This window comes from Kocuria sp. KH4 (genome assembly GCF_053711175.1).
Window position 1 is genome coordinate 106,157 of record NZ_JBSJYX010000007.1, and the last position, 25,796, is coordinate 131,952.

Here is a 25,796-nt window from a genome sequence, read left to right on the forward strand (position 1 = left end):
CTACCAGCTTCGTCGGACCCAGCGCCCCCTGGGAACCGCAGCTGGACCACCGCTAGGGCACCGTCGGCCGGGACTGTCGCGCTCATCGGCCACGAACTCGTGCACCACCAACGCCCCGCCCGGGGCGAGTCGCACTGCTGCAGTGGAGCCACTCGCGTTCCGGCTTCGGAGCCGGGCCGGTGCCGCAGACTCCGCACCGACCCCACGCAGGCCGGCTAGGACCGCGCCTCGTCCGGGAACCGGCCCCCCAGCAGCCGGGTCATCCGCTCCGCCGTCGACAGCAGCTCCTCCACCCATCCCTCGCACACCGATCGCGGCATCCGCAGGGTGGGGCCGCTGATCGTCACCGCCCCCACCAGACCACCGGAGGCATCGAACACCGGGGCCGACAGCCCCGAGGCCCCGTCATCACGCTCACCGACCGTGATGGAGAAACCGTCCCGCCGGGTCCGACGCACCGCCGACTCCAGCTCCTCCGAACTCGTGATGGTGAACTCCGTCAGCGGCTCCAGCGGTGACCGCAGGATCCTCTGCAGCAGCTCCGGCCGCCACGCCAGTAGCACGTGACTGGCCGAGCCGGCGTGCAGAGGCAGGATCCGGCCCACGTGCATCTCCCGGCGCAGGGCATGACGGGTCTCGGCCATCGCCACGCACACCCGGTAGTCCTGCTCGGCCTGGAAGAAGGCGACCGTCTCACCGGTGAGGTCCCGCAACTCCTTCAACAGCGGGATGAACAGGTCCAGCATCTCCACCCCGCGCGTGGCCGGAGCGGCCCAATAGGCCATCTTCATCCCGACCCGGAACGAGTCCTCCTCCCGATCGAGGAAGCCCTGGGCCACGAGATTCGTCACCAGCCGCTGCACCGTCGAGGTGGGCATCCCCGTCGCCTCCCGGATCTCCCCCAACGTCAGGGTCGGACGCGTCAACGTGAACGCGTCCAGGATGGCACTGATCTTTCCCAGCACCAGCAACGGGTTGTTGGGGGGTTGAGGCTTTGTGTCCGCCGAGGCCATATCCCCACGCTAGCCCACCCGGCTGACCGGCGAGGGGTTCCTGATCCACGGGCCGACAGAGAACCCCATCGACCATGTCCTTCCCGTGGGCGGTGTCCGGTCATGAGCCACAGGTGCAGTGCTTCGGCCTTGCCCAGCTCGGCTCGAAGGTCACGCCGGATGTTGTGCGAGCAGCGTCGGGATTTCAGGGGTCGCCTCGGGCACGGAAGAAGGGGCCGGCCGGACTCGGCGGACCCCTTCCAAGCGGCGGGTGCGGCTCAGGTGGTTCGAAAGGCCTGCGACCGGATGACCTCGGCGAGGTCGCGGGGACGGCTCCACATGGGCCAGTGCCCGGTCGGGAGGTCGATGACGTCGAGGTGTGCGAGGTTCGCGACGTCGGCGAACATGGGATGGCGTGCTCGGGCCAACTCCAGCACCTGCGCGCTCGGGATCGAGCAGCACACCAGGGTGGTGGGTACCTTGTGGCGGGCGTCGTTGGTGAGCTCGACGGGCTGGCGCAGCACGGGACCCGGCTCGGGCACGGCGCGGGTGCGAAAACGCTCGAGCACCTCGGCGCTGAGGCCCTCGAGGCTCGCCTGCTGCGCGAGGGCGTCGAAGCCCGGCAGCGGAAGCTCTCCCACATCCTCCGGGAGGTCCGGGGCGAAGGCGCTGCCCGTGGCCATGGGGCCGGAGTCGACCCACACCATCCGACGGACCAGCTCAGGGTGCCGGTCGAGGACGAGGCAGACGGGGGCGTTGGCCCCGCTGTGCGCCACCAGCGTCACGGGCCCGTCGTCGGAGGCTCCAAGTCCGGCGATGCGGTCCAGGATCGCTGCGACCTGATCGTCGAGGGTCCTCTGCGCACGCGCGGGATCGTCCTCGTCCAGACCGGGCAGCGTCAACGCGACTGCGCGGGTGCGGTCGGTGGTGAGGTGTTCGAGGACGTCCTCCCACGCCCAGGCGCCCAGCCAGTGACCGGGAATGAGAAGGATCGTCGGAGAGCTCGTCGTCGTTGTCATGGGTCCACCTTCCGAGGTGCCGCGGACAGGTGTGTGTCACTATTTGTGTCATGAATTGGCGGCGGGCTGAACGGTGAAGCGCGCAGAACGACTTCATGCCCTGTCGGAGATGCTGCGCCGTAACGGGTCGCGGGGCTGCTCCGCCGAGCGGCTGGCGAGGGAGTTCGGCGTGTCCGTGCGCACGGTCAAGCGGGACCTCGCTGCGCTGGAGAACAGCGGCGCGCCCGTCTGGTCGCGCCCGGGCCCGGGTGGCGGCTACGGATTGGCCGTCGGCGCGTCCCTGCCGCCCGTCAGCCTGTCGCCGGCGCAGGCCGTGGCGCTCCTGGCGGCCGTGTCCGCTGCCGCCGATGCCCCTTACGCCGATGCGGCCGCAGCCGGGATCCACAAGATCCTGGACGTCCTGGATCCCAGAACCCGGGCCACAGCCGACGAGCTGGCCGGCCGCGTCTGGGTCAACGCGCCTCACTCCTCGTCGCGGGCCATCAGGTCGGCGCTGGAGGAGGCGATGGCCGAGCAGCGAGTCGTCCGTATCCGCTACACATCGGGGAACGGGACGACGACCACCCGCGACGTCGAACCCGTGCTGTTCGCCTCCACGAACGGCCAGTGGTACCTCGTGGGGTGGTGCCGACTGCGCAGCGCGATGCGATGGTTCACCGTCTCACGCATCGAGCGGGCCAGCGTCACCACGACGGCTTGTGCCGGCCATACCGTCCACGAGGTCGGAGAACCCCCGGCGCACGCCAGACCGGTGCACGGTCGGGGCGAGTGAGTCACTCAGTCGACCTCTACTGCGACTGCGTTGACCGGTGCCGCGTCGTACAGGACGCTCATGTGTCGTAGGGCAGCACGCTGGGGAAGGCTACGCGTGGCCCTGGACTGAGTCCGGCAGCAAAGGCCGGCACAGGGGCTGACACCGTGATCTACCCTTCGGGCGCCTGCACGGTTCCCGCCGGTGTCCTTGGGCAGCTCTACGCCCATCGCCACAACACCGCTGTCGCTGGGCGTGCAGTGTGCAACGAGCGCCGCCTCGTCCAGCACAACAGGCACGACCGGGGCAGGCACTTCAGATGGCCCTGCTTGCGCAGCTCCCCTGGCGTCGACCGGACGGGGCAGCAGCGTGGGTGCCGCTGGAGATCGCGGAGGCGATCGTGGCGGTCGCGGTCTCCACGGCGCCGGCGACCGCCTCCCGGTCGTCGGACTCGGAGTCGTGGACGAAAGCGGTGACTCCGCGCTGGATACCGCAGAAGTCGATGATGCCGTGCTCGATCTGCGTGCTGAACGACTGGGCATAACCGTGGCGGGCGAAGGACTGCGCGGCGGTCCCGGAGATGGGCAGCAGATGCATCGTCAAGCGCTGCAGTCCCGGCACGACGCGATCCTCCTCGTCGAAGTCGAAGGCCCACCCGGCGATGAAGACCCGGTCGATCCATCCCTTCAGCAGCCCCGGCATGGACCACCAGTAGACGGGAAAGACGAGCACGAGGTCGGTGGCCTCGTCGATCCGCTCCTGCTCAGCGGTCACGGCAGCCTCCGGGCGGCCCCGGGTCAGGTAGGCGGCGCGGTCCCCGCCGCTGAAGCGCGGGTCGAAATCCTCCTGGCCAAGATGGGCGATGACTGCTTCCTCGGCGCCGAGCAGCTCTTGCAGCCGTCCGGCGGCGTGGTGAGTCAGTGAATCGGGATCCGGGTGCGCGGTCACGATGAGGGTTCTCATACTTCGCATTCTCCGGCCTCGGCCACTCAGTGAGGATCAGACACGTCGACCTCACCGCTGTCGGTCGCTTCACCCTCCTGGTCCGACCCCTCATGGCTCTGCCTCCTGTTGGTCCCGTCGTCCCCACTCACGGATGTCCGACACGCAGGGGCCGGCACGGCCCTTGAGGATCAGCCGTAACTCCGTAGCGTGGAACGCCCCGAGCCAGGAGGTCCGCCATCACCCTCACCTCCCTGGCCGTAGCCGGGGTCAACCCCGCTTTCGACAACTGGGGCCTGCTCCTGCTGGCTCTCCTCTTCCCAGTGGTCGTGTTCGTGACGTCGCTGTTGATCTTCTGCTGGGGGGTACGCAATGACGTGACGGCCGGCATCAGGGGGTACGTGCGCCAGCACGGCGACCGCGCCGGCGCCTGGCGATCACAGATCACCGCTGACCGGGACGAGGCTGCTCCGTCACGCGCCGACGACGTTCACCGCCTCGAGCGGAAGATCCGGCACAGCCGGCCCGCGGCCACGACCTCGTCCACGAGCTCCAGCCCCGCCTTCTCGAGCACCCGCTGCGAGGCGATGTTTCCCGCGAACGTCTCCGCCCAGACCGGCAGACCCAGCTCCTCACCGACACGGACGAGCTCAGTGACCACCTCGGTCGCCAGGCCACGCCCCCACATCTCCCGTCGCAGCGCGTACCCGATCCACAGCTGCCACGCCTGACCCGCGGGATCCGGCGCGCAGAACCTGTGGTGTCGCCTCAGAACCCTTTCGGGCATGGAGTGCGTCGGTCCGCGTACCAGGCCGGACCGCTCGAAGAACGGCAGGGACCCAGGCCTCATCCGAGTCGTGGCGGCGCCCATGTCCTGCTGCTTTGGGGGCCTCTGGTGTGACGGCGCCCTCCCCCACCGACGCACCAGCGCACCGCCCCACCCCCTCGCGCGCTCCGTGGGTGGTGCTGGTGCTTCTCATCGCGTTGGTCGCGGCCGGGGTCTGGTATCTGGTCTCGCTGATCAGCGTGACCGCTTCTCTGGACCCCTGGTGGCGGCACCTGACACGCGTGGAACGGCAGATCGGGCGCCTCGAAGGCATCGATCGGGCCATCCTGGAGATCGGAACACCGGTCTTCCACCACCGCACGTTGCGCGGGGACTGGCCCCCCTCCACCGGTGTCCTGCACCTGGAGCTCGACGAGAACATCAGCCTAGCCCGTCTGTTGGAGCTGCTGCCGGAGATCCATCAGCTCATCACCGACCACGACCGGCCGGTGGAACACGGTCACCGCATCGGCCCCTCCGATGGTTCCACCCGGCCGGGGTTCCCGATCGACCCGAGCACCTGGTCCGTGGTCGTCACTTCTGCAGAGGACCGGCTGGAAACAGCCGAAGGTCCCTTGTCGTTGCTGCCCGACGCCCGGCTGGGGACCGACGACGCCCGCGCGGTCACCGACCGTTGGGAAACCGCCCCGGGCTATGGCACCCACCGCACGAGCCTGGTGGGCTACCGCGGCGTGGACACCAACTCGGTGTCCTCGGTCGAGGAGTTCATGGCCGCCCGGGAGGAGGTGCCCGATGACGTCGACGTGATCGGCCGCGACGGCAAGGGCTTGGGCATTTGGACCGAAACCCGGGACGACGTCGGGGCCTATCTGATCGACCCCTTGCCGGAGTCCATGATCACCCTGGCGGCTGACCTCCACGGGCAACTCACCGACCGCCGCATACCTCACCACATCATGATCCAGGACCAGGCCTACGTCTGGCCGGCCCACGATGCCTGGCTGCCCAGCACGGCGGCGGGGTTGAACTCCAGGAACCATCGATTCCCGGAACAGGAACCCCTCCTGCAGCACGGCCCTGTGGATCTCGGGCGAGGCCGGTTCCACCGCTGGGACCATCCCGATGAGCTCACCGGATGCCTCTCATCGGCCATATGTGAAGTGGCGGCTGCTCGTGCATTCAAGGTACGGGCAGCCGGCGACACGGAGGGGGGAGATGCACTGATCGAGCGGACGCGTCAACGCGCAACGCGTGCCCTCATCGACGTCGCCGGCTGATGTTCCCGCGCCAGTCGGCAGAGGTTGCTTCGTGCATCTCCCGAAGACGTTGGATACCTCTCTGCGGACACTCCACCCGGGGATCGAGCGGTAGAACGCGGCCCGCGGATGGGTCGAGGCACGCGGTGCGTTGCGTAGGCTTGTTGCCGTGGCCGCGGAACAAGCCTCCCCTGTTGTGCTGGTCGCCGTGGATGACACCGTACTGGCGCAGCTCGTTCGTGCCGCGACCACGGACGCCACGGCTGACGAGGTGACTCCGCCGCTGACGGCCGGCCGAGCTTGGACATCGGAGCGAGTCGCGTGGCTACGGAACTTCCACCGTGTCCGTAGGGCTGGACTGGCCGGGCCGTCTGGAGAGGCAACCTGGGCCGTGGTCGTCGGCGAGCTGGTCGTGGGTTCGGTGCGCCTCAAGCACACCGATGAGCCCGGCGTCCTGGAGATGGGCATATGGCTGACTCGAGGTGCCCGTGGTCGCGGCGTTGGACGAGCAGCCACGGCCGCAGCTCTGCGTCAGGCCGACTCACTCGGGGTGTCTGCGGTGCGGGCAGAGACCACCGTCTCCAACGGGGGTGCCCTGGCCGTGCTGCGCCGCTTTGGCTTCGCCCTCACGCCAGCCGATGACGGTCAGAACGTCCGGGCGCTGCTCCTGCTCGATCCCACAGGGAATGGAAGCACGATCAGGTGACGGATGAGTCGGCTTTCTCGTGGAGCGGCATGAAGGGAGCTCGCGGGTGCCCGCGTACCAACGTGTGCTTGACACAGCGGGTGAGGGCATCGCCATGACTCGATATGGCAGCAGCGGCGTTCCACGACCTTGCGGTTCCGATGGTCCCCGGCCGGGCAGCAGTTCGGGGCCGGGGTCAGGGTGTCCGGTCGCTGGACGTGGTGGTTGAGGAATCGTGCTGGGTCGCAGAAGTGCGGAGTCGTAGGGCGGGGGCCTGGGGCAGAGAAAGGGTCAGGACAGCGTCCTCGATGAGCTCGTGCTCCTCCAGGCGCGCCTCGACGGTGCGCAGCCGGGCGGCGAGATGGTGTTCGGCGTCGTCACCGGTGAGGTCCACGGCCGCGACGAGGAACACCTTGCGGGCGCCGACGAACTCGGTGTGCAAGTAGGTCACCCGCTGGACTTCCGGGTCCGTCAGGATGGCCGCCAGCAACCGCTCGTGCAGCCACGGGTCGGTGGGCTGCCCGGTGAGGAAGTCCTTGTTGCGGACGATGAGGAAGACGGCGACCACGCCCAGCAGCACACCGACCACGATGGAGCCGGCCGCGTCCCAGACGGGGTTGCCGGTGAGCTGGTGGGCGGCCATCGCCGCGGCGGCCACCACGATGCCGATCAGGGCGACCGCGTCTTCCACGAAGACGGCGCGCAGGGTGGGATCGGAGGTGCGCTGGATGAAGCGCAGCGGGTGCAGCCCCAGTTCACCGGCCAGGCCGCGGGTCTGCCGCAGAGCTTGGGCGAAGGACACCCCTTCCAGGACGAAGGACACCGCGAGCACGACGTAGGCGGGCAGGTAGTCGGCCTCGGTCTGCTCCGCGCCCAGCTCCTGCACCCCGTGGGTGATGGAGACCACCGAGCCGGCGATGAACAGTCCGAAAGCGGCGAACATCGACCACACGTATCCCTCCCGCCCGTAGCCGCGCGGGTGGCTGCGGTCGCGGGGCCGGGCGGAGCGGCGCTCGGCGACCAGGAGGAAGACCTCATTGCCGGTGTCGGCCCAGGAGTGGGCGGCCTCGGCCACCATCGCGGCTGACCCGGTGATCACGGCGGTGATGGTCTTGGCGGCGGCGACGAGGAAGTTCGCGCCCAAAGCCACCAGCACGGTGAGCAGACTCCCTCCCGGGGGCCGCTCCTGAGAGGTGGCGCCTTGCTGGTCTGCTGTCATTCTGGTGACTCCTCGTGATCGATGTGACCGCCTACAGCCCAGCATCCTCCCTACGCGGTTTCTCGTCATGGTTGCCACATCTGGCGGAAGGCGTCGTCATGGCAGGAGAAGGAACACATTGCAGCTTCAGCTGTTCTACGGGCTCTCAGAAGACCCCCATCACAACCTCACCCTCGTGGAGATGTCCGGTAGTTGGACATATGTAAAGCCGCTCTGACGTGCTGATTCACGAGGCGGACACTTTCATCGTGGGGAGATCCTACGGCGGTTCCATCGACGACCGGGCGTCAGCCGCGCTCAGTGTTCCCGGTCTCCGCAGGGGTGGTTGGTGCGGCTCTACTGGTCGGAGGGGTGGGCCGGGTCCTCACCGGGGCCGGCCTCGACGTGCTCGGGCCCGGCCGCGACGTCCTTGACGGCATGGCCACCGAACTGTTGGCGCATCGCCGCGATCATCTTCATCGCGGGGGCTTCGTCCTGGCGTGAGGCGAAGCGGGCGAACAGAGCGTTGGAGACGGCCGGGACCGGGACCGCCAGATCCAGGGCGGCTTCCACGGTCCACCGGCCCTCCCCGGAGTCCTCGGCGTATCCGGCTAACCGGTCGAGGTGCTCGTCCTCATTCAGGGCGTTGACGGCCAGATCCAGCAACCAGGACTTGATGACCGAGCCTTCACGCCAGGAGTTGAAGGTCTCCCGCACCGACGTGACATGACCGGCGGCCTCGAGCAGCTCCCAGCCTTCGGCGTAGGCCTGCATGATGGCGTACTCGATGCCGTTGTGGACCATCTTCGCGAAATGGCCTGCCCCGTGCTCCCCGGCGTGCACGAACCCGAACTCCCCAGCGGGCTTGAGGGAATCGAAGATCGGCTGGACCTTCGCTACGGTTTCCTCGTCCCCGCCGACCATCAGGGCGTAGCCCTGGGTGATGCCCCACACCCCGCCGGAGACCCCGCAGTCGAGGTACTCGATGCCCTTCTCGGCCAGCTTCTTCGCCCGAGGGGTGTCGTGGATCCAGCGGGAGTTGCCGCCGTCGATGATGACATCGCCGGCCCCCAGCAGCCCGGCCAGTTCTTCGATCACCGGGTCCACCACCCGGTCCGGGACCATGACCCACACAACTTGGGGCTCACGGTCGATCTGGGCCACCATCGCCTCAAGACTTTCGGTGTCGGAGAGCTCCGGGTTGGTGTCGTAGCCGATGATGGTGTGCCCGGCCTCACGCAGGCGTTCGCGCATGTTCCCACCCATCTTGCCCAGTCCTACCAGTCCCATCTGCATGGTGGCCCCTACCCTTCGTCTCGCCCACTGCTGTCGATCACTGGTTGCTGCACGCCCGGCGCGGCTTCGAGGATCACCCCCTGACCAGCCGACCAGTCCTTCGTGTCTCATCATGCCGTGGTGCTGCGGTGGGCAACAGAGTGGCCGGCCCCAGCGCTCCGCTCCGACCCGTGTACGAACCGGTCCCCGAGGCCCATGAGAGAGCCCCTGGCGAGAAGTCGATCAAGGCCCGATCAGATCAGCCAGGATCGCGGCGTCCTGATCCGCGGGGTCCTGGTGGCAGTGATTCAGTGTCAGTGGCCCGCGCGAAGTCCCGGGAGTGGCGGTTGTGTGGTCTCAGGCCTGCCAGTTCAGCAGCCCGGAGGAGCCGGCGGCGTATTCCTCCAGGGGCACCTGCCCGGACTGCCAGGCGGCCCGGATCTGGTCGACGACCCGCCAGGCGTGCTCGGCGGCTTCTCCGGAGAGGGACAGGGAGGGGTCCCGCTCCAGGATTCCGTGCAGGACCTCCCCGTAGGGGTTCAACCGGCCGGCGCCGAAGTCGGCGGTGAGCCGGCCGCGGTCCAGGACGAAGGGATCGCCGGGGCCATTGACGTTGAGCTCCAGCACCATCGCGTCGGGTTTCAGGCAGATGCGCAGCACCGTCGGCTCGAGATGGCCCTCCAGGCCGGTAGGCAGGTGCGGGACCTCACGGAAGGCGATGGCGATCTCCCTCCGGGCGACTCCTAGGGCCTTGCCCGAGCGCAGCACGAACGGCACCCCGGACCACCGCCACGTGGTCGACTCCAGGGTCACCTCGGCCAGAGTCTCGGTACCCCGGTCCGGGTCCACCCCGTGCTCGTCGGTGTAGGAAGGAAGGCTACGGCCATCGACTGATCCGGCGGTATACCGCGCCCGGTGGCCGGCCGCTACGGCATCGCCGCCGAAGGGGTGGACCGCGCGCAGGGCCTCGGTCGTGGCCGCGCGCAGATCGGTGGCGTGCACCGACTGCGGGGCGTCCATGGTAATCAAGGCCATGACCTGCAGCAGGTGGGACTGGATCATGTCGACCATCGCCCCGGCCCGGTCGTAGTAGCCGGCGCGATCCTCCAACCCCAGTTGCTCCTCGTAGACGATCTCGACCTTCGCGACGTGATCGCGGTTGAGCAACGGTTCGAACAGGTAGTTGGCGAAGCGCAATCCGAGGATGTTGAGCACCGTGGACTTGCCCAGGAAGTGGTCCACTCGAAAGACCTGATCCTCGTCAACCAGCGAGAGCAGTCGCCGGTTGAGCGCAGCCGCACTGGCCCGGTCCACGCCGAAAGGCTTTTCCAGGGCGAGCACGGTGCCTTGCGGCAGCGCCACCCGGTGCAGCGCGTCAATGGCCTGGGCCGTCACCGCCGGTGGCAGGGCAAAGTACAACGCCGGGATGCCCGCGGCTGAGGCCAGCACCTGCTGCAGGTCCTCGGCCGACGACGCGTCGGTGACCAGGTACTCGGCATGAGCCAGGGCGTGATTCACACCCGGACCGGTGGCATCGACGGATCTGAAGGCCGCGCGCACGGTCTCTGCCCATTGCCGGCTGTCACGCGGGGCGAGATCGGCGCCGATCACCCGGAGCCGCCGCTGAGGCTGATCGGTGAGCAACCGCCCCAGTCCGGGCAACAGCAACCGGGAAGTCAGATCTCCAGTGGCACCCAGGACGACGAGGGTCCCGATGCTCTCCGTGCCGGTGTTCTCCGCGTTGCTGCTTCCCGCGCTGGTGGTCTCCATATCAGCACGCTACGCCGCCCACCTCTAGGTGTCGCCAGGGGCCCCTTGATCCAATGACCGCATGGACACCGACTCAACCGCACCCGTTTCCACCCGGCTGGAGGACTACGCCCTACTGTCGGAGTTGCACACCGGCCCGCTGGTGTTCCGGGAGGGCAGCATCGACCGGGTGTGCTTCCCCCGCTTCGACTCCCCCGCCGTTTTCGCCGCCCTCGTGGACGGGGCGGTGGTGTCCCGCCGCTATCTGCCGCGCACCGTCGTGCTGTCATGTCCCCGCATCATCTGCAGCAGACCCGCACAGCCCCCTGCACTTGCACCGTCGCTCTCGCGAGAACCGGCTGGTAGCCGGCCATATGCAAGGCTCGCTCTCGACACGGTGCGGGTTATGTTCTGACTCAATCGACCACTGCACTAACCCATGGCAGTTCGGCGCTACCGTAGCCTCGATCCTCGCCAACCGGCGGGTCAGTCTGACCAGTATCCCTAGCGTCAGTGCGGCGTTCTTCTTCCACGGTGCTTCACTCATCGTGTCCCGCGCCGAGAACCCTTGCCGTATCCCTTAGTGATCGTAGCTTGGGGCCTTGAGGAGAATCGGGGCGACCTGAAAAGATCAGCGGCGAGAGGACCACATCCGCGCCCCGGACCGATCCTGCAGCTCCGGCCGGTCAGGCGCCCATGCCGATCGCGATCAGGTCTGACCGGTGCGCAGCCAACCTGCGGCTGGTCGCAGGTGCCGGTCCCGACTCAGGTACGAGGAGTGCGGGCGTGGTCGGTGGCGTAGGAGGTGAATACCTCCTGCAGGTCTGAGCCGGCGTCCACAAAGTCTTCGCGCAGTTTGGTGCCGAGTTGCTCCAGTGCTCGGTCGAGCACCCCAGCGCCGGCCTGCAGTTCCGGAGCAGGGCTGGCGGCAGCGACATCGCGCAGGGTGAGGGCGTAAGGCAGGTGCCGGGCCAGGGACAGGTCAGGGTCTTCTTCTTGGAAGAAGTAGCTCTCGGTGTGCTGGGTGAAGTCGATGCGAGCCTTGGTGATCTGAGCGGCCAGGGTGTGCAGCACGGCGGCGGCGGCCACGGGGTCCAGCCGTGGGAGCTGGTCGGCGTAGCCGGTATCGGCCAGCCCCTTCAGCTCCAGGGCCAGGGAACGACCGCGGGACAGGGGCGGGTAGACCTGGGTGAACCAGGTCAGGGCGGTGGTCAGCAGCGCGAATCCGGTCAGGGCCTCCAGCGGGGCGGCCATGCGCACCCACGGGTCGGTGGCCACCACGTCGCCGAAGCCCAGCGTCGCCAGGGTGACGAGGGAGACGTAGAGAGACTCGACGAAGACGTTGTAGCGGGCCGGATCGATCCCGGAGGAGTAGACGAAACCGCCGGGCAGGTGCGGGGCATAGACCAGCGCCCATCCCAGGCCCTGCATGGCCACCCACAGCAGGACCACGGCCACCATCGCGGCTGGGCCCACGGTGGAGCCGAAACGGTGCCCCGTGGCTTTTGAGGCCTTCCACACCCCCAGCATCACCGCATGACTGATGGGTCCTTTGCCGCTGGGGTGCAGCAGGCTGTGGTACATGTCGCGCAGTCCGACCACGATGATCACCACACCGAGGATTGTCAGGACGACCTGCATGGACGTTCTCCTTCGGATCGGCGTTGAGCTGTCGCTGGGGCGGCGCACCTATGATGCGCTGGGCCGCTGTGATCGGTGGCATTTGCTGACCCCACCATTGATAAGGCTACTGTGGGACTGTCGGTGGGGGCTGCGCCGGGTCCGGTTCTCGCCGCTGCCGTGGCCGTACCCGTTGCCGATCATCGGCTGGCACGCAGGAGGGAGAACCCGTCATGGAGAACAACCTGGTGCTGGCCTTATTCTCCGGGATGGTGCTGGCCCTGTCGGCGTTCTCCTCGGTGCTGCAGCGGGCGAGCCTGCCCGGTCCCGTGCTGGCCCTGGCCTTCGGGGTGCTGATCGGCCCCCACGCCTGGGGGTTGGTGCGGGTCGAGGACTTCGGGGTGCCCACCGGCACCCTGTTGGAGCAGGCGGCGCGCCTCACCCTGGGGGTGGGCCTGGCCGGGGTGGCCCTGCGTCTGCCCCACGGGTACTGGCGGGCCAACGCGCGGTGGATCACGGTGATCATCGGGGCGGGCATGGCCTTGATGCTGGTGATCGCCACCGGGGTGCTGTGGGGGCTGCTGGGGGTGCCGTTCCTGCTGGCGCTGCTGCTGGGGGCGATCATCACTCCCACCGATCCGGTGGTGACCACCCCGGTGGTCACCGGATCGCTGGCCGAGCAGCGGATCCCGGAGCGGGTGCGGCACAATCTCTCGGCCGAGAGCGGGATCAACGACGGGCTGGGCTACCTGTTCGTCATGCTGCCGGTGCTGCTGCTCACCACACCCGGTGAGGCGTGGCAGGAGCTGTTGACGAAGGTGCTGCTGTGGGAAGTCCTCGGGGCCGGGCTCTTCGGGGCGGTGGTCGGGTACCTGCTGGGGAAGCTCTTCGTGGCCGTGCGGAACAAGGGTTTCATGGAGGAGAGCTCCTACCTGGGGTTCCTGGTGCCCTTCGGGCTGTTCGTGCTCGGGGCGGGAAAGCTGGCCGGCACGGACGCGGTGCTGGCGGTGTTCGTCGCCGCCGCGGTCTTCGGTCAGGTGATCCCGCAGTGGGAGGAGGAGCAGGAGGACAAGGTCGACGACGTGGTCAACCGCTTCTTCCTGCTGCCGATCTTCGTCCTGACCGGCTTGGCTCTGCCCTTCCAGGAGTGGATGGAGCTGGGGTGGTCGGCTCCGGTGATGGTGCTGGTGCGCCGGCTGGTGGCGCTGTGGGCTCTGCGCCCGTTGCTGAAAACCGTGCACGACCGTCCCGAGACGGCGTTCTTGAGCTGGTTCGGGCCGGTGGGGGTCTCGGCACTGTTCTACGCCACCTTGGCCGAGCGCCACACCGGCCACCACGAGATCTTCCTCTACACCACCATGGCCATCACCGCCTCGGTGCTGGTCCACGGGCTCTCCACCGCCCCGTTGAGTGCGTGGCTGGCCCGCCGGGGACCACACCGCAAGCAGCACGAGGAAACGACCGCATGAGGCCTCACTGCCTTGTCGCGTGCTCGACCACGATAGAAGGAGATCCTCATGTGGTTTGACTCCTGGCCGGCCCTGGCCCGGATCCTGCTGGTCGGGGCGGCCGCCTACCTCGCCCTGGTGGTAATCCTGCGGGCCTCGGGCAAACGGACCCTGGGGCAGCTCAATGCCTTCGACTTCGTGGTGACCGTCTCCCTGGGCTCAACCCTGGCCACCATCCTGCTCAGCGCGGACGTCTCCTTCGCCGAAGGTGCGACCGCCCTGGGCCTGCTGGCCGGGTTGCAGCTCCTGGTGGCCTGGGTGTCGGCGCGGTGGCCGCGAGCCCGAAGCGTGTTCACCGCCGAGCCGGCCCTGCTGCTGGCCGATGGCCGGATCCGCCACGACGCCCTGCGGGCCAACCGGCTCACTGTCTCCGAGCTGCGCCAGGCGGTGCGGATGCAGGGCACCGGGGACCTGGCGCAGGTCAAGGCGGTGGTACTGGAGACCAACGGCAAGCTCAGCGTCATCACCACCAGCCAGTACGGCAACGGATCCGCGCTCGAGGACGTGGGCGGGGCGGAGCAGCTGTGAGCAGCCGCCCGGCCCACGCCCCGGTGGAGAGAATGGCCGCGGCCGAGTCCCTGGCCGCCCGCTTGGACCGGCCGATGGGCTTCCTCGGGATCGTCTTCCTGTTCGTGGTCCTGGGCCAGTTGCTGGTCACCGAACCCGGGTGGAGCCAGGCTCTGAGCATCATCGGCTGGGTGTTCTGGGTGGTGTTCGTGGCCGAGTTCCTCCTGAGGGCCTACATCGCCGGGTTCCAGACCGCGTTCTGGCGCCGCAACTGGTGGCAGGTGCTGTTCCTGCTGCTCCCGTTCCTGCGCTTCATCCGGGCCCTGCAGGCCCTGCGACTAGTGCGCCTGGCCCGGCTCAGCCGCCTGGCCCGGGCCGGGGGCATCGTCTCGGCGGGGGTGCGCGGGTCCCGATCGGCCGGGCGGTTGCTCTCCAGCCGCATCGGCTGGCTGGCGGCGGTGACCGTGGTGGTGGTGCTGGCCGCCAGCCAGCTGCTCTACGCCGTCGAATCCCACACCGACTACGGCACCGCCCTCTACGAGGCGGCCCTGGCCACCGTCACCGGCAGCGGCATCACCACCACCGATCCCTTCTCCAAGGTCCTGCAGGTGGTCCTGGCCGTGTACTCCGTCGGTGTCTTCGCCACCCTGGCCGGCACCGTGGGCGCCTACTTCCTCCGGGACCACCCCTCCCCCACCGCACCGGACAACCGGCAGTAACCCACCGCGGGTGGGCAATCACCCGCCCTCAACGTCGAGGAGGAAAAACCGCATCGAAGCCCTTGAACCCTCCACCCACCGCCAGCGTGGGGATCGCTGCGGCCCTGACCATGCTGCTGGCCGGTCTGCACCCAGCCGCCCCGCACTCCCACAGGCTGCGCGTCGTGCTCACGGACCACGGGCGAGGAGAGCACGCTCGGCACCGGTTCCGCATCCTCGGCCGGACCCTGCTGGCCGCTTCCCGGGTGGCTGGATGGGTGCTGACCTCGATCTCCACCCCCGGTAGCGTCCTGCCGGCGGTTCCGCTCACCGCCCTGCTGAACGCTGTCACGGAGGTGCACCACACCAATCGGTTCTCCGGCGTCGGGCGGTTCTCCATCGGCCTGATGCTCCACCCGGCGCGGCTGGCCGTGAGCACCGCCCCTGGGAGGTGGGCCGTGGGCGACCGTGGACCGTGGCGGTGACGGTTCTCTAGTCTGAGGCGATGACACAGCCTGCTGGATGGTGGCGCCGGGCAACCGGGGCCTTCTGGTTCCTCCCGAGCCTGTGCCTGCTCACCGCCTTCCTCCTGGCCCAAGCCGTGGTGGCCCTCGATCGAGTCTTACCGGACGACCCGTCCTCCCCCTGGGTCTCCTGGGTGTACGCGGTGGGCATCGACGGGTCCCGGTCCATGTTGGCGGCCATCGGCACCTCCATGCTCGCGGTGGCGGCCACTGCCTTCTCCATCACCATCTCCGTGGTCGCCACCGCCAGTTCCACCTACGGTCCCAGGCTGGTGCGCAACTTCATGGCCGACCGCGGCAACCAGCTCGTGCTCGGGGTGCTGGTGGCCACGTTCCTCTACGCCCTGCTGGTGCTGCGCACCATCCGCTCGGCCGGTGACGATCTGACCGCCCCCTTCGTCCCGCACCTGGCCGTCAACCTCGCCGTGGCCCTGGCGGTGGCCGACGTCGCCCTGCTCGTGTGGTTCATCCACCACATCGCCGCCTCCATCCAAGTCGACACCCTGGTGCACCGGGTACGCCGCGATCTCCACGACGTCCTCGACCGGTGGCACCCCGAAGAGCCCCCCGAGGATGCGGCGCGCACCAGCGCCCCGCATGCCGGCGGGGCCGGGATCCCCGCCGGAACGACCGGCTACCTCGTCGAGGTCAACCTCGAACGCCTCCGGGACCTGGCCGCCGACCAGGACGCTGTCCTGGAGTTGGTCCCCCGGGTCGGCGATCACCTCCTCGCCACGGAACCTCTGGCCCGGGTATGGCCAGAAGCGCGCGCCGAAGACCTCGCTGAGCAGGTGCGGCGCTGCGTGCGCACCGCTGACGCCCGCACCTGCGACCAGGATGTCCGCTTCGCCCAGCAGCAGGTCGTCGAGCTGGCCGTGCGCGCCCTGTCCCCGGGCACCAACGACCCCTACACCGCGATCAACGCCATCGAAGAACTGACCGCCGGGATCGCGATCGCCGTCTCCCGCCCCGCCCCAACCAACACCGTCGTGTCCGAGGGAACAGCGCGGGTCCACTACCGCCCCGTGGAGCTGGACGAGATCGTGGCCATGCCCTTCGACCACATCCGCCCCCACGCCCTGAAGCAGGTGTCGGTAGTGCTCGCTCTGCTGGATCTCGCGGCACGGGTCCACCGCAGCACCACCCACCCCACGGTGACCGACGCTCTCCGACACCACGTACAGGTGCTCCTGGAAGAGTTCAACGGCACCAACCCGCACCCGCACGATGTGCACCGCGTGGAGCAGCACACCATGCACCAAGACAACGCCGGCACGGACCCGCGCCACCCATGATGCGAAGACACCGATGAGCGTGCCGGAGAACACCGAGGACGCCCGGCGTGGAAGACTCCCCGGTCACACGCTGTCCGCGCCCTCCGCGCACGAGTCGGCCAACCATTCCCGAACGGACTCCAAAGACGATTCCAGCCCCTCGTCGTCGAACCGGGCAGCCGCGGCGCCGGGATCGGCGGTGGCCTCCGGGGCCGTGGCGAGGTCCTCGCCGTAGGAGTCGATCAGCAACTGGATCCGGGCGAACTCCGCGACCAGCTCGGCTGGGACGGTGGACACCATCTCGGCCACCTCGTCCTCCACCCGTTGCACGTCCTGGACCCGCTCGCTCACCCTCAAACTGGAGGGGAGCACGGACAGCGTCAGCACCTCACCGGCCACCGCAGCACACGCCTCTTCCTGACTGCCATAGGCTCCCCACCGCTCGGTGACCAGGCGTCCGTCCCCGGTGACCGTAGCGCGATCGGGTGTCATGGTCGGGGCCTGCGACCCCACACCCGTTGAACCCTTGCCGCCGGATGGTGCGCACCCTATGAGCACCGCGCACAGCACCCCTAGGAGACACCCGCCCTGCAGGCGCGATAGAGGGCTCTGCCGCCGTGGAGTCGATGACGCGCGCCTCAACGAACCCTCCTCCTGGTAGCAGGGACACTGGTTCCCGCCAGCCTAAGCGCCGGTGGAACGGCGCGGCACCGCATATCGTGCGGATTGCCGAAGCCATCGCCGACCACAGCATGCCGCTGGCCGTCTAGGGTGGATCGGGCGCCATGGTGTGGTCACCGCTGCGGATGGTCACTGGCACGCGGGGTCTTGCAACGGATCGACACGGGCATGTCTCCGGTCGGAGAAGAGGGACCATGAGATGGGTCGTGCTGCTGGTACGCATCGTGGCACTGGTCGTGGCGATCTGGGCCCTGACCATGCGCGCCGGCTGCGCCTTCATCACCCGCACCTGTCTGGGCACGAACCTCTTCAGCTATTTCACCGTGCACAGCACCATCCTGCTGATCCTTGTCCTGGGATTGGTGGTGGTCTACTACACCCTCTACGACAAAGAACCGGTGTGGCTGACCGCTCTGCGTGCTCTGGCCACCACCTACATGGTCGTCTCCGGGGTCGTGTTCACGATCATGCTCGCCAACGCCAACTTGTTCGGCTACCTCTTCCTTGTTCCCGCCTCCTCGAAGGTGCTGCACTTCGTGCTGCCCGTCTATGCCGTAACCGATTTTCTGTTCGGGCCGGGGCGGCACCGCCTGGCCGTGTCGACCGCGTGGGCCTCAATGGTGTACCCGGTGCTGTGGGCGGCCTACACCCTTGTGCGCGGCCGGCTGGTGGGTTGGTACCCCTATTTCTTCCTGGACCCCCACCAGGTCGGCGGCTACACCGCCGTTGGCCTGTTCTCCCTGGGCGTCTCGGTTCTCATCCTGAGCACAGCGCTCCTCGTCACCGCCGCCACCCGCTTGCCAAACCCCTCGGCTCTCCGGCCTTAACGACACAGAGGTCACCCGGTCGACGAGGACACCTGCGGTGCGGGCCCTGACCCGGCGCGAACCCGGGAGTGTCCGGTAGCCAAGCCTTATGTCAATCCATACCCCTCGCATCTCATGCGGAACCATTTTCGGATGCTCTCATGGTGCCGGTGTAGTCGGGTCTTTATGAGTGACTAGGTTCAGGCTGAACGTGCACCAGGCGCACCGGGGTGAAGGACCCGCTTCCACGGTCGGAGCCGGCGCTACCCCCGAAAGGATCGGCCGCAGGGTGACATCCCGGGCATGAGAGGACGCGGTCATGGAAGCCCAGTAGCGCAGCATCGGTGACCACACGGTGCGCTGGCTCGAGCACGGCACCGGGGCCCTGGTAGTTCTGGTCCACGGCATTCCGACCTCCCCACGGCTGTGGCGCCATGTCATGCCGCTGGTGGCGGGCCGCTCCCTGGCCGGGGAGATGCCCGGCTACGGCAGGAGCATGCCCGAGGGCCGGGGCCGGGATCTCAGCCTCGCCGCCCAGGCCCGCTACCTGCTGGAGTGGCTGGACGCCCTAGCACTGGAGCAGCAGCCGGTCCTGGTCGGCCGCGACCTCGGCGGTGGGATGGCCCAGATCGCCGCCACCCGTGCCCCCGGCCGGTTCGCCGGGCTCGTGCTGACCAACGCGGTGGCCTACGACTCCCGGCCCATCCCCAGTGTGAAGGCCATGCAGCGCGTCGCCCCGATCCTGGCGCACACCCCCGAGGCCCTGCTGTACCCGACCTTCGCCCAACTGATCCACCGCGGCCACGACGACCACCGGATAGCGCTGGAGCCCCTGGGCGAGCACTGGGCGCCCTACGTCACCCACGGTGCCGCGGCTGCGATGATGGCCCAGGTCCGCGCCCAGGACGTGCAGGACACCCTGGACATCGCCGGGCAGCTGCCCGCCCTGAGCCTGCCCGCCCGCGTGGTGTGGGGGTGTGGTCGGCCGGTTCCAGAAGTTGCCCTACGGTCAATGGCTGGCCGACGACCTCGACACCGCACTGGTCCGCATCGAGGGTGGGAGGCACTTCACCCCCGAGGACCACCCGCGACTGGTCGCTGCGGCCGTCAATGCCCTGCTCGGCCGAGCATGATCAGCGGCTCCGTTGTGTGGGTCTTCTGGGTTGGTTGCCCTCGGCGGTGAGCTGGTTCGCCAGCGAGGGCAGGTCCGCGGCTTCCAGGTCGGGACGGGTGAAGTAGGCCGGGTACTGGGCCCCGGTGCGATTGATCCAGGCGGTGCGCAAACCGGCCTCGTGAGCGCCGTGGATGTCCCAGGGGTGCACCGCGATCAGCAGCATGTCCTGCGGGTCCGTGCCGCGATGGGTGGCGGCGTAGTCGTAGGAGGACCGTGCCGGCTTCCACGCAGGGGCGTTCTGCACGCTGAGCAGCTCGGAGAAGTGATCCCGGAGCCCGGCACGGCTCAGCAGCGTCTCGGCGACCTGCGTGGCCCCGTTGGTGAGGGTTATCAGCTCGGCGACCTGGCCCAGGGCCTTGATCCCGGCCACCACGTCGGGGTGCACGTCCAGGCTCTTGAAGGTGCCCATGATCCGTTCGACGGGCTCCTCCGGTGCGTTGATCCCGTGCTCGCTCAGCAGCCGGGTGAGGCTGTCTTGGGCGATCTCGGCGAAGGCGGCGTTGCCGCCGGTCGCCGCTACCGCGAACCCGTCCCGCAGGATCCCGGTGAACCACGTACGCGCCAGGCCCTCCGCAACTCCTTCCTGAGCGAACGCCTCACCGAGCGGGGACATGTCCGAGAGGGTCTCGTTGACGTCGAACACGATCAGGTTCGGGGTGCTCGCCATGGGTATACCTCGTTTCTCGTTGCGGATCTTCTCAGTGCTTCTGGGTGCTGCTCGCCTCGATGGCGCACCGCCGCCCAGACGATGCGGTGTGCCATCGCACTTAGGGGGCGCGCCGGTTGCGGACGGCGTTGCGCCCTTCACCCGGCGCCCGGTTCAGGGGCTGGAGTGGCCAGCCACGGCCTTCTCCAGCTCGTGCTTGCCCTCGGCCAGCTTCCGATCCAGGGCGGCGGGGTCCTGCCGGTTCAACTCCAGGGCCTGGGTCATGGACTCTCCGCGCACCACGGTGAGCTCTCCACCGATCATGCCCGCCACCGTCGCGGCGGCCACCTCTTCGGGGCTTTCGTAGTCGAAGCCGTGCTCGGTCCGGGCATCGGAGCTGTCCATCATCGGGGTGTCCGTGGCCCCGGGGAAGACGTTGAGCACGTGCACGCCCTCGCCGTAGAGCTCCCGGCGCAGAGCCTCCCCGAAGTGGGCGATCCCGGCCTTGGTCGCCCCGTAGGTCGCGTAGAAGGGGCTCCCGAGCAGGCCGAAGCCGGAGGAGACGTTGACCACCAGCCCCGCGCCCGAGGCCCGCAGCGCCGGCAGCGCGGCCCGGGTGAGCAGGATCGGGGCGGTGAGGTTCAGCGCGATCTGCGCCAGCACCTCGGACTCCTCGACCGCCTCCAGCCGCCCGGCGCGGACGTTGCCGGCGTTGTTGACCAGCACGTCGATCCCGCCCAGCTGCTCCTGGGCCGCGACCACGACCTGGGCGGGGGCGCCCTCGGCGGTCAGATCGGCCGGCATGACGACGGCCTCGCCGCCCTTCTCCCGCACCAGGGCGGCGACCTCCTCCAGGGGCTCGCGGCGCCGGCCTACCAGCGCCAGGCGCGGGGCGTACTGGGCCAGCTCCAGAGCCAGAGAGCGGCCGATGCCGCTGCCGGCGCCGGTGAGCAGGATCGAACGGTTGGTCATGTCCATGAAAGGTGCCTCCTGTGAGATGTGGTGCCGGATGAAGATCCACGCCCGGATGAGTGCCGCCGCACACGGTCAGGCGGGAGCGAGCTAGTCGGTGAGGTGGTCGACGATCGCCGCGGCGACCGCGGCCGGGGAGTCCTCGGTGGGGATGTGCTTGCCGTCCACCTCCACCAGGTCCGCCCCCGGGATGTTCTCGACGTAGCGGCGTGCGAAGCCGATCCTCTGGAAGTCGTCGTCGCGGCCCCACACCAGCCGGGTGGGCAGGGCCGCCTCCTGCAGGGCCGGCACCAGCTCCAGCGTGTACCGCGGGTCCGCCGCGGCCGCCAGCGCCGTCCAGGACCTCACCCGGGCCGCATCCCGCCAGGGCGCCAGGTACTCGGCGAGCTCCTCCTCCCCCAGCTCCCGGGCCACGCTGCCGCGGGTGGAGGCCTCCCGGGCCGCCAGCAGCTCCTCCACGGTGGTGGCCGCCCGCACCTGCGGGTCCCGGAACCGCTCGACCGCAGGCACCGGCCAGGAGTCGAACATCACGGAGTTCATCAGCACCAGCTTCCGCACCCTCCCGCTGGTGGCGGCCACGTGCTGGGCGATCCCGCCGCCGATGTCGTGGCCGGCCAGGTCGAACTCCTCCAGCCCCAGCGCGTCGGCGGCGGCCAGCACCGTGTCGGCCAGGGCCGGCACGGTGGCGTGCGCCACGTCGAGCTCCCCGCCGCTGGCGCCGAAGCCGGGCAGGTCCAGGGCCAGGCACCGGGCGGCCTCCCCCAGGGCCGGCAGCACCGGCTGCCACACCCGGCTCCAGAAGGTGCCGTGCAGCAGCAGCAGGGGCCGGGCCTGCTGATCCCCGGAGGCGAGGTAGGACAGCGGCGCGCCGCCCACCTCGACCTGCTCATGAGTCACGGGGTAGGTCATGTGATGCTCTCCTGTTCCAGTCGGGGTCAGGGATCCGACGGTGTCGGAGCGCGGACCCTCACCGGAAGGTCCGTCAGCATGCTGTGCACTCTACGGGCATAGCACCTCAAGGGGTCAAGCCCCCGGGAGTGCATGCTCCTTGGGTGAAAGCAAAGATCCCAGCCCATACGGCGAAGAGGCCCCGACCGTAACGCCTCCTCCGGAACGCCGAGGGCATGCGTCCTGAGTGCAGCAACACGCTCTCGTACGGAATATGCACCGAAAAGCGCCGGTTGCCGTCACCGGAAGACGACAAGCCCCGACGTCTGGGGCACATGATGCGGAGAAGGAGCACGATGAAGGCAGTGTTTTACGACAACTACGGTGATCCCGACGTCCTCCGATACGGCGAACAACCCGACCCGAAGGTGGGCCCGGACTCCGTGCTCCTCGACGTGCGGGCATCGTCGGTCAACCCGGTCGACTGGAAAATCACCGCCGGCTACCTCGACGCGGTTCTGCCCACCTACTTCCCGGTCATCCCGGGGTGGGACGTGGCCGGCGTCGTCGTGCAACCGGGTCCGTCAGTGACCGAGTTCCAGGCCGGTGATGAGGTCATCGGCTACGTCCGCATGGACACCGTGGGGCTGGGCACCTTCGCCGAGCAGGTCGCCGCTCCGGTGCGGGCTCTGGCCCGGAAACCGCGCAACGTGTCCTGGGCCGAGGCAGCCACCATCCCGCTGACAGGGCTTACGGCCTACCAGTCGTTGGAGGCGGTTGGGGTGACCGAGGGTGAGACCGTTCTGGTGCACAACGGAGCCGGCGGTGTGGGTACCTATGCCATTCAGATCGCCACAGCCTGGGGAGCCCGCGTACTGGCCACCGCGTCCGAGAAGAACCACGAGTTCCTGCGCTCACTCGGGGCCGAACCGCTGACCTACGGCTCAGGACTCGCCGAACGCATCACCGAAGCAGCACCCGAGGGCCTCGACGCCGTCGTCGACTTCGTCGGAGGCGAGGACTGGGTGACCTCGCTGGAGCACCTGAAGACCCCCGAGCGGGTTGCTTCCGTGGCCGATGCCGAGGTCAAGGACAGGGGCGGCCGGTACATCTTCGTCCGCCCGAATCCTGCCGATCTGCTGGCGCTCACTGAACTCGTGGAAGCCGGGAGCGTGACGCCCGTTCTCGCCGGGACCTTCCCGCTGGAGCGTGCGGCCGACGCCTTCCGTACCAGCATCGAGGGACACGTGCGCGGCAAGATCGCCATCACCATTGGCGACCAGAGCCAGTAGGACGCATCGGAGCCTGGACAGGGCCCTGCACCGGCCGCTGATTCCGGTGCAGGGTCCAAGCGCCCCCCCTGTTGGGCATCGGGGAGTGGGCTTGCCGGTGCATTCCCATTCGCGCGCCTTCGGCAGGAGAAGATTGCGGACGCTGGGCCCGTGCGCCGCGACGCAGCGGGCGCACGCCGCCGCACGGAGTTCCGCCCCCGTCTCCTCGGTGTCGAGATGTCCGAGGGTCGGCAGCCGTCTGCTGGGTGGGCGACGCCCCGAAGTGCTGCACCCGTGATAGAGACCCAGCACTACCGCAGCCGCAGCGAGCGACGACGCAGGAAGCGCCCCTCGGTGGTCCGGGGGGCGCTTCCTCAGGGTGACGCCGCCACTCAGGCGGACGTCGGAGATCTCAGACGGAGATCAGTGCGGTCTCAGGAGATGACGGTGATGTTCGCGGCCTGGGGGCCCTTGGGGCCGTCCTGGGTCTCGAACTCCACGCGCTGGTTCTCCTCCAGGGAGCGGTACCCGCCGGAGTTGATCGCGGAGAAGTGCGCGAACACGTCCTTGGAGCCGTCCTCGGGGGTGATGAAGCCGAAGCCCTTGTCGGCGTTGAACCACTTCACGGTGCCAGTCGTCATGGGGAACCTGTCTTTCTGAAGAAACGGAGCGTCCCCGGCGATCGGGGTGCTCGGGCGTTGCGATGCCTGCCAGAACGTCTTCTCAGAAAAACTGCTGCACCCGATGTGCGGGCGAACTGCTTGCAATGCGAAAAACGAAACGTCAACAACTGGGTTCCACTGTACGCGGGTTGGCCCGAAAGCACAGTGACGGGTGACACCTGCAGTCCCGGCGATGAACCGGAGCGGCAATGGCGGCACGCGCAGGACGGGCCGGTCCGGGTGCCCACCGAGCGCCCTGGCTGCAACACGGTCCACTTGGACCATGGCCAATCCCGGACCCACGGCCAGAATCACCTCGATGGCTTTGGCCCGAAGACCAGCCTCCACCTGGGCCATATGCAGGGCGGCGTCTCCGGCCCCTGGCTCGGGACGGTTCGCACAACGGTGTGCGGTGGCCCCGGCAGGTCGGTCACTGCCAGCCGGGGTCCATGGGCGGATGGTTCCTGCAGGTCGGCGCCACTTTTGGTCACAGTTCCCGGCCGCTGCGTTCCAGTGGCGAGGATGGATCATGAGCTGGCATGAAGCCGCAGACGACGGTGCAGGCACAGGGAATGCGGTGCCGCACCGCCCGGCCGACGACGCGCCCGGTGCTATCGGCGCGACCGTGCAACAGCTGCAGCTGGGTCAGCGGGTGCAGGCCCAGCTGCACGGGGCGGCGCACTGGACGGGGACGGTGGAGACCGTCTCGGTCTCGTTAGGTGTGGTGTGGATCCGCGAGGACGGGCTGGGGGAACGCAAGCTCCTGGACCTGCAGGAATACCAGGTACACCCTCAGGACCCCACCGGCAGGTGACCTGGACCGATCCACCCCGGAAGACCCCCGCACTGAGCCATACCCGGCACCTTTCACACCGCCCCTGCGGGTGCCGGCCGGTCCCGGCTCCGCCGTCTACGGCTGCGCTCGGGAGGATTCTGAGGACCGCACCGTCCCGGCCCTGCGCGGGCTGGGCTTTCCCACGGACAAGGACCCAGTACACGAGCGGCCACGGCTGCGCTCCTCGGGCATCGGTGCTGTCGTCCAGTACCCGAGGAGTGCAACCGGAAGGTCGGTGGTCGCGGGGGCACCGTGCCGCTCAATTGCTCACAGCCGGGGCGTTCGTGATGTGGCGGGCATCGAGGAGCTGGGTGACGGCGAAGGCGGCGATGTCGCCGGCAGCCGCCGAGGAGCCGAGGGCGTCGTGGCCGAAGTACCCGACGTACTTCAGCCCTCGTCCTCGACCAGGGGTGTGGCGCAGGAACCGCACGATCGTCCAGTCCAGGTCAGCGCCGGTGACCGTGGCCATCATCTGCTGCATCTGCCCGTGCACACGCGGGTGCAGGGCTCTCAGCAGGACCCGGTGGGCTTTCACCACCGGTGTGGGTTGCTCCTTCGGGCACAGCCCGACGGCGGGGCTGCCCAGGCCGATGTAGCGGTGCACTCCGTGGTCCCGCATCGCGGCCACCAGGCGGGCGGTGCCTTCCACCAGGTGCGCTCCGGGACGATCCGGGCGTGGATCCAGGGCGTTGATCACGGCTTCGGCTCCCGCGACGGCCGCGGCCACGGCCACCGGGTCGGTGAGCTGCCCGCTCACCACTTGCACCCAGTGTCCCCAGGTGCCGGGCACCGTGGCGGGGTCCGAGACGAAGACCCGGGGCTCATAGCCACGCCAGATCAGCTCTTCGACGACCTCGCGGCCGATGTCGTTGTCCGCACCGAAGATGCTCACGCGCATAGGGTCCCCCGATCCCTCGAAACATGCACACGCTGTGCTTCCAGCCTAGGCGCCCGGTGTTGTGCGCCGACGGCGACCGAACGAATCCCTTCGTGACCAGGCGCGATACCGGGCCGCAGCGCATCACACTCGAACACCGACACCCGTTCGGCCGACGGCCAGGCTCCCAGCGTCCCCG

27 protein-coding genes are annotated in these 25,796 nt (G+C 68.8%); 13 read left to right on the forward strand and 14 right to left on the reverse strand.

Going from position 1 to position 25,796, the window contains the following annotated elements; translation table 11 throughout:
- Positions 1–215 precede the first annotated feature (215 nt).
- Positions 216–1,013: an IclR family transcriptional regulator gene (locus ACWCOM_RS07620; protein ID WP_454548140.1), complete on the reverse strand. Its 798-nt coding sequence runs from the start codon at positions 1,011–1,013 to the stop codon at positions 216–218.
- 257 nt (positions 1,014–1,270) lie between these two features.
- Positions 1,271–2,011, reverse strand: a complete 741-nt coding sequence (locus ACWCOM_RS07625; RefSeq protein WP_454548141.1) for an alpha/beta fold hydrolase — start codon at positions 2,009–2,011, stop codon at positions 1,271–1,273.
- 73 nt (positions 2,012–2,084) lie between these two features.
- Here ACWCOM_RS07625 and ACWCOM_RS07630 point away from each other — a divergent pair, with 73 nt between their 5' ends.
- Positions 2,085–2,783 (forward strand): helix-turn-helix transcriptional regulator, encoded by a 699-nt coding sequence (locus ACWCOM_RS07630; protein WP_454548142.1) that lies wholly within the window; start codon positions 2,085–2,087, stop codon positions 2,781–2,783.
- Positions 2,784–3,077: 294 nt separating this feature from the next.
- On the opposite strand, the gene ACWCOM_RS07635 is transcribed toward ACWCOM_RS07630, so the two are convergent.
- Positions 3,078–3,725: an NAD(P)H-dependent oxidoreductase gene (locus ACWCOM_RS07635; protein WP_454548143.1), complete on the reverse strand. Its 648-nt coding sequence runs from the start codon at positions 3,723–3,725 to the stop codon at positions 3,078–3,080.
- A 469-nt stretch (positions 3,726–4,194) separates the two neighbouring features.
- Positions 4,195–4,575: a GNAT family N-acetyltransferase gene (locus ACWCOM_RS07640; protein WP_454548144.1), complete on the reverse strand. Its 381-nt coding sequence runs from the start codon at positions 4,573–4,575 to the stop codon at positions 4,195–4,197.
- Between the two features lie 89 nt (positions 4,576–4,664).
- Here ACWCOM_RS07640 and ACWCOM_RS07645 point away from each other — a divergent pair, with 89 nt between their 5' ends.
- Positions 4,665–5,768: a hypothetical protein gene (locus ACWCOM_RS07645; protein WP_454548145.1), complete on the forward strand. Its 1,104-nt coding sequence runs from the start codon at positions 4,665–4,667 to the stop codon at positions 5,766–5,768.
- Between the two features lie 250 nt (positions 5,769–6,018).
- Entirely contained in the window at positions 6,019–6,453 is a 435-nt protein-coding gene (locus ACWCOM_RS07650; RefSeq protein ID WP_454548188.1) for a GNAT family N-acetyltransferase, read from the forward strand.
- Between the two features lie 175 nt (positions 6,454–6,628).
- Here the strand turns inward: ACWCOM_RS07650 and ACWCOM_RS07655 are convergent, their stop codons facing one another.
- The 3 genes from ACWCOM_RS07655 to ACWCOM_RS07665 all read right to left on the reverse strand — a co-directional run bounded on the left by ACWCOM_RS07655 (position 6,629) and on the right by ACWCOM_RS07665 (position 10,675).
- The gene (locus tag ACWCOM_RS07655; protein ID WP_454548146.1) at positions 6,629–7,651 is read right to left on the reverse strand and encodes a cation diffusion facilitator family transporter; all 1,023 of its coding nucleotides are present in this window, start codon (positions 7,649–7,651) and stop codon (positions 6,629–6,631) included.
- 336 nt (positions 7,652–7,987) lie between these two features.
- A complete protein-coding gene (gnd, locus tag ACWCOM_RS07660) occupies positions 7,988–8,926 on the reverse strand; it encodes a phosphogluconate dehydrogenase (NAD(+)-dependent, decarboxylating) (RefSeq protein ID WP_454548147.1) in 939 nt (312 codons plus the stop codon).
- 336 nt (positions 8,927–9,262) lie between these two features.
- A complete protein-coding gene (locus ACWCOM_RS07665) occupies positions 9,263–10,675 on the reverse strand; it encodes a glucose-6-phosphate dehydrogenase (RefSeq protein ID WP_454548148.1) in 1,413 nt (470 codons plus the stop codon).
- A gap of 61 nt (positions 10,676–10,736) precedes the next feature.
- On the opposite strand from ACWCOM_RS07665, the gene ACWCOM_RS07670 reads away from it, so the two are divergent.
- Positions 10,737–11,069, forward strand: a complete 333-nt coding sequence (locus ACWCOM_RS07670) for a hypothetical protein (protein WP_454548149.1) — start codon at positions 10,737–10,739, stop codon at positions 11,067–11,069.
- Between the two features lie 350 nt (positions 11,070–11,419).
- On the opposite strand, the gene ACWCOM_RS07675 is transcribed toward ACWCOM_RS07670, so the two are convergent.
- Positions 11,420–12,295 (reverse strand): potassium channel family protein, encoded by an 876-nt coding sequence (locus tag ACWCOM_RS07675; RefSeq protein ID WP_454548150.1) that lies wholly within the window; start codon positions 12,293–12,295, stop codon positions 11,420–11,422.
- 212 nt (positions 12,296–12,507) lie between these two features.
- On the opposite strand from ACWCOM_RS07675, the gene ACWCOM_RS07680 reads away from it, so the two are divergent.
- From ACWCOM_RS07680 to ACWCOM_RS07700, 5 genes are all read left to right on the forward strand, one after another.
- Positions 12,508–13,743 (forward strand): cation:proton antiporter domain-containing protein, encoded by a 1,236-nt coding sequence (locus tag ACWCOM_RS07680; protein WP_454548151.1) that lies wholly within the window; start codon positions 12,508–12,510, stop codon positions 13,741–13,743.
- A gap of 48 nt (positions 13,744–13,791) precedes the next feature.
- Entirely contained in the window at positions 13,792–14,310 is a 519-nt protein-coding gene (locus tag ACWCOM_RS07685) for a DUF421 domain-containing protein (RefSeq protein WP_454548152.1), read from the forward strand.
- A complete protein-coding gene (locus tag ACWCOM_RS07690) occupies positions 14,307–15,008 on the forward strand; it encodes an ion transporter (protein ID WP_454548153.1) in 702 nt (233 codons plus the stop codon). The genes ACWCOM_RS07685 and ACWCOM_RS07690 overlap by 4 nt, the downstream gene beginning before the upstream one ends.
- Positions 15,009–15,070: 62 nt before the next feature.
- On the forward strand, positions 15,071–15,472 hold the full coding sequence (locus tag ACWCOM_RS07695; protein ID WP_454548154.1) for a hypothetical protein: 402 nt from the start codon (positions 15,071–15,073) through the stop codon (positions 15,470–15,472).
- Positions 15,473–15,492: 20 nt separating this feature from the next.
- Complete coding sequence (locus ACWCOM_RS07700; protein ID WP_454548155.1) at positions 15,493–16,806, forward strand: DUF2254 domain-containing protein; 1,314 nt, start codon at positions 15,493–15,495, stop codon at positions 16,804–16,806.
- A 63-nt stretch (positions 16,807–16,869) separates the two neighbouring features.
- On the opposite strand, the gene ACWCOM_RS07705 is transcribed toward ACWCOM_RS07700, so the two are convergent.
- Positions 16,870–17,136: a hypothetical protein gene (locus ACWCOM_RS07705; RefSeq protein WP_454548156.1), complete on the reverse strand. Its 267-nt coding sequence runs from the start codon at positions 17,134–17,136 to the stop codon at positions 16,870–16,872.
- Between the two features lie 524 nt (positions 17,137–17,660).
- Here ACWCOM_RS07705 and ACWCOM_RS07710 point away from each other — a divergent pair.
- Positions 17,661–18,293 (forward strand): Pr6Pr family membrane protein, encoded by a 633-nt coding sequence (locus tag ACWCOM_RS07710; protein WP_454548157.1) that lies wholly within the window; start codon positions 17,661–17,663, stop codon positions 18,291–18,293.
- Positions 18,294–18,627: 334 nt separating this feature from the next.
- The gene (locus ACWCOM_RS07715; RefSeq protein ID WP_454548158.1) at positions 18,628–19,455 is read left to right on the forward strand and encodes an alpha/beta fold hydrolase; all 828 of its coding nucleotides are present in this window, start codon (positions 18,628–18,630) and stop codon (positions 19,453–19,455) included.
- On the opposite strand, the gene ACWCOM_RS07720 is transcribed toward ACWCOM_RS07715, so the two are convergent.
- From ACWCOM_RS07720 to ACWCOM_RS07730, 3 genes are all read right to left on the reverse strand, one after another.
- On the reverse strand, positions 19,406–20,113 hold the full coding sequence (locus ACWCOM_RS07720; protein WP_454548159.1) for a haloacid dehalogenase type II: 708 nt from the start codon (positions 20,111–20,113) through the stop codon (positions 19,406–19,408). The genes ACWCOM_RS07715 and ACWCOM_RS07720 overlap by 50 nt on opposite strands.
- Before the next feature lie 153 nt (positions 20,114–20,266).
- A complete protein-coding gene (locus ACWCOM_RS07725) occupies positions 20,267–21,070 on the reverse strand; it encodes an SDR family NAD(P)-dependent oxidoreductase (protein WP_454548160.1) in 804 nt (267 codons plus the stop codon).
- A gap of 84 nt (positions 21,071–21,154) precedes the next feature.
- A complete protein-coding gene (locus ACWCOM_RS07730) occupies positions 21,155–21,973 on the reverse strand; it encodes an alpha/beta fold hydrolase (protein WP_454548161.1) in 819 nt (272 codons plus the stop codon).
- A 335-nt stretch (positions 21,974–22,308) separates the two neighbouring features.
- Here ACWCOM_RS07730 and ACWCOM_RS07735 point away from each other — a divergent pair, with 335 nt between their 5' ends.
- On the forward strand, positions 22,309–23,244 hold the full coding sequence (locus ACWCOM_RS07735; protein WP_454548162.1) for an NADP-dependent oxidoreductase: 936 nt from the start codon (positions 22,309–22,311) through the stop codon (positions 23,242–23,244).
- Positions 23,245–23,657: 413 nt separating this feature from the next.
- On the opposite strand, the gene cspE is transcribed toward ACWCOM_RS07735, so the two are convergent.
- The gene (cspE, locus tag ACWCOM_RS07740) at positions 23,658–23,864 is read right to left on the reverse strand and encodes a transcription antiterminator/RNA stability regulator CspE (protein ID WP_368808419.1); all 207 of its coding nucleotides are present in this window, start codon (positions 23,862–23,864) and stop codon (positions 23,658–23,660) included.
- A gap of 598 nt (positions 23,865–24,462) precedes the next feature.
- Here cspE and ACWCOM_RS07745 point away from each other — a divergent pair.
- The gene (locus ACWCOM_RS07745) at positions 24,463–24,699 is read left to right on the forward strand and encodes a hypothetical protein (protein ID WP_454548163.1); all 237 of its coding nucleotides are present in this window, start codon (positions 24,463–24,465) and stop codon (positions 24,697–24,699) included.
- A 280-nt stretch (positions 24,700–24,979) separates the two neighbouring features.
- Here the strand turns inward: ACWCOM_RS07745 and ACWCOM_RS07750 are convergent, their stop codons facing one another.
- Positions 24,980–25,612, reverse strand: a complete 633-nt coding sequence (locus ACWCOM_RS07750; RefSeq protein WP_454548164.1) for an NAD(P)H-binding protein — start codon at positions 25,610–25,612, stop codon at positions 24,980–24,982.
- Positions 25,613–25,796: the final 184 nt, after the last annotated feature.

Bases quoted from the DNA above. Each gene is read 5' to 3' on its own strand.
- ACWCOM_RS07620 (WP_454548140.1), bottom strand. From the start codon at position 1,013: ATGGCCTCGGCGGACACAAAGCCTCAACCCCCCAACAACCCGTTGCTG.
- ACWCOM_RS07625 (WP_454548141.1), bottom strand. From the start codon at position 2,011: ATGACAACGACGACGAGCTCTCCGACGATCCTTCTCATTCCCGGTCAC.
- ACWCOM_RS07635 (WP_454548143.1), bottom strand. From the start codon at position 3,725: ATGAGAACCCTCATCGTGACCGCGCACCCGGATCCCGATTCACTGACT.
- ACWCOM_RS07640 (WP_454548144.1), bottom strand. From the start codon at position 4,575: ATGGGCGCCGCCACGACTCGGATGAGGCCTGGGTCCCTGCCGTTCTTC.
- ACWCOM_RS07655 (WP_454548146.1), bottom strand. From the start codon at position 7,651: ATGACAGCAGACCAGCAAGGCGCCACCTCTCAGGAGCGGCCCCCGGGA.
- gnd (WP_454548147.1), bottom strand. From the start codon at position 8,926: ATGCAGATGGGACTGGTAGGACTGGGCAAGATGGGTGGGAACATGCGC.
- ACWCOM_RS07665 (WP_454548148.1), bottom strand. From the start codon at position 10,675: ATGGAGACCACCAGCGCGGGAAGCAGCAACGCGGAGAACACCGGCACG.
- ACWCOM_RS07670 (WP_454548149.1), top strand. From the start codon at position 10,737: ATGGACACCGACTCAACCGCACCCGTTTCCACCCGGCTGGAGGACTAC.
- ACWCOM_RS07675 (WP_454548150.1), bottom strand. From the start codon at position 12,295: ATGCAGGTCGTCCTGACAATCCTCGGTGTGGTGATCATCGTGGTCGGA.
- ACWCOM_RS07680 (WP_454548151.1), top strand. From the start codon at position 12,508: ATGGAGAACAACCTGGTGCTGGCCTTATTCTCCGGGATGGTGCTGGCC.
- ACWCOM_RS07685 (WP_454548152.1), top strand. From the start codon at position 13,792: ATGTGGTTTGACTCCTGGCCGGCCCTGGCCCGGATCCTGCTGGTCGGG.
- ACWCOM_RS07700 (WP_454548155.1), top strand. From the start codon at position 15,493: ATGACACAGCCTGCTGGATGGTGGCGCCGGGCAACCGGGGCCTTCTGG.
- ACWCOM_RS07710 (WP_454548157.1), top strand. From the start codon at position 17,661: ATGAGATGGGTCGTGCTGCTGGTACGCATCGTGGCACTGGTCGTGGCG.
- ACWCOM_RS07720 (WP_454548159.1), bottom strand. From the start codon at position 20,113: ATGGCGAGCACCCCGAACCTGATCGTGTTCGACGTCAACGAGACCCTC.
- ACWCOM_RS07725 (WP_454548160.1), bottom strand. From the start codon at position 21,070: ATGGACATGACCAACCGTTCGATCCTGCTCACCGGCGCCGGCAGCGGC.
- ACWCOM_RS07730 (WP_454548161.1), bottom strand. From the start codon at position 21,973: ATGACCTACCCCGTGACTCATGAGCAGGTCGAGGTGGGCGGCGCGCCG.
- ACWCOM_RS07735 (WP_454548162.1), top strand. From the start codon at position 22,309: ATGAAGGCAGTGTTTTACGACAACTACGGTGATCCCGACGTCCTCCGA.
- cspE (WP_368808419.1), bottom strand. From the start codon at position 23,864: ATGACGACTGGCACCGTGAAGTGGTTCAACGCCGACAAGGGCTTCGGC.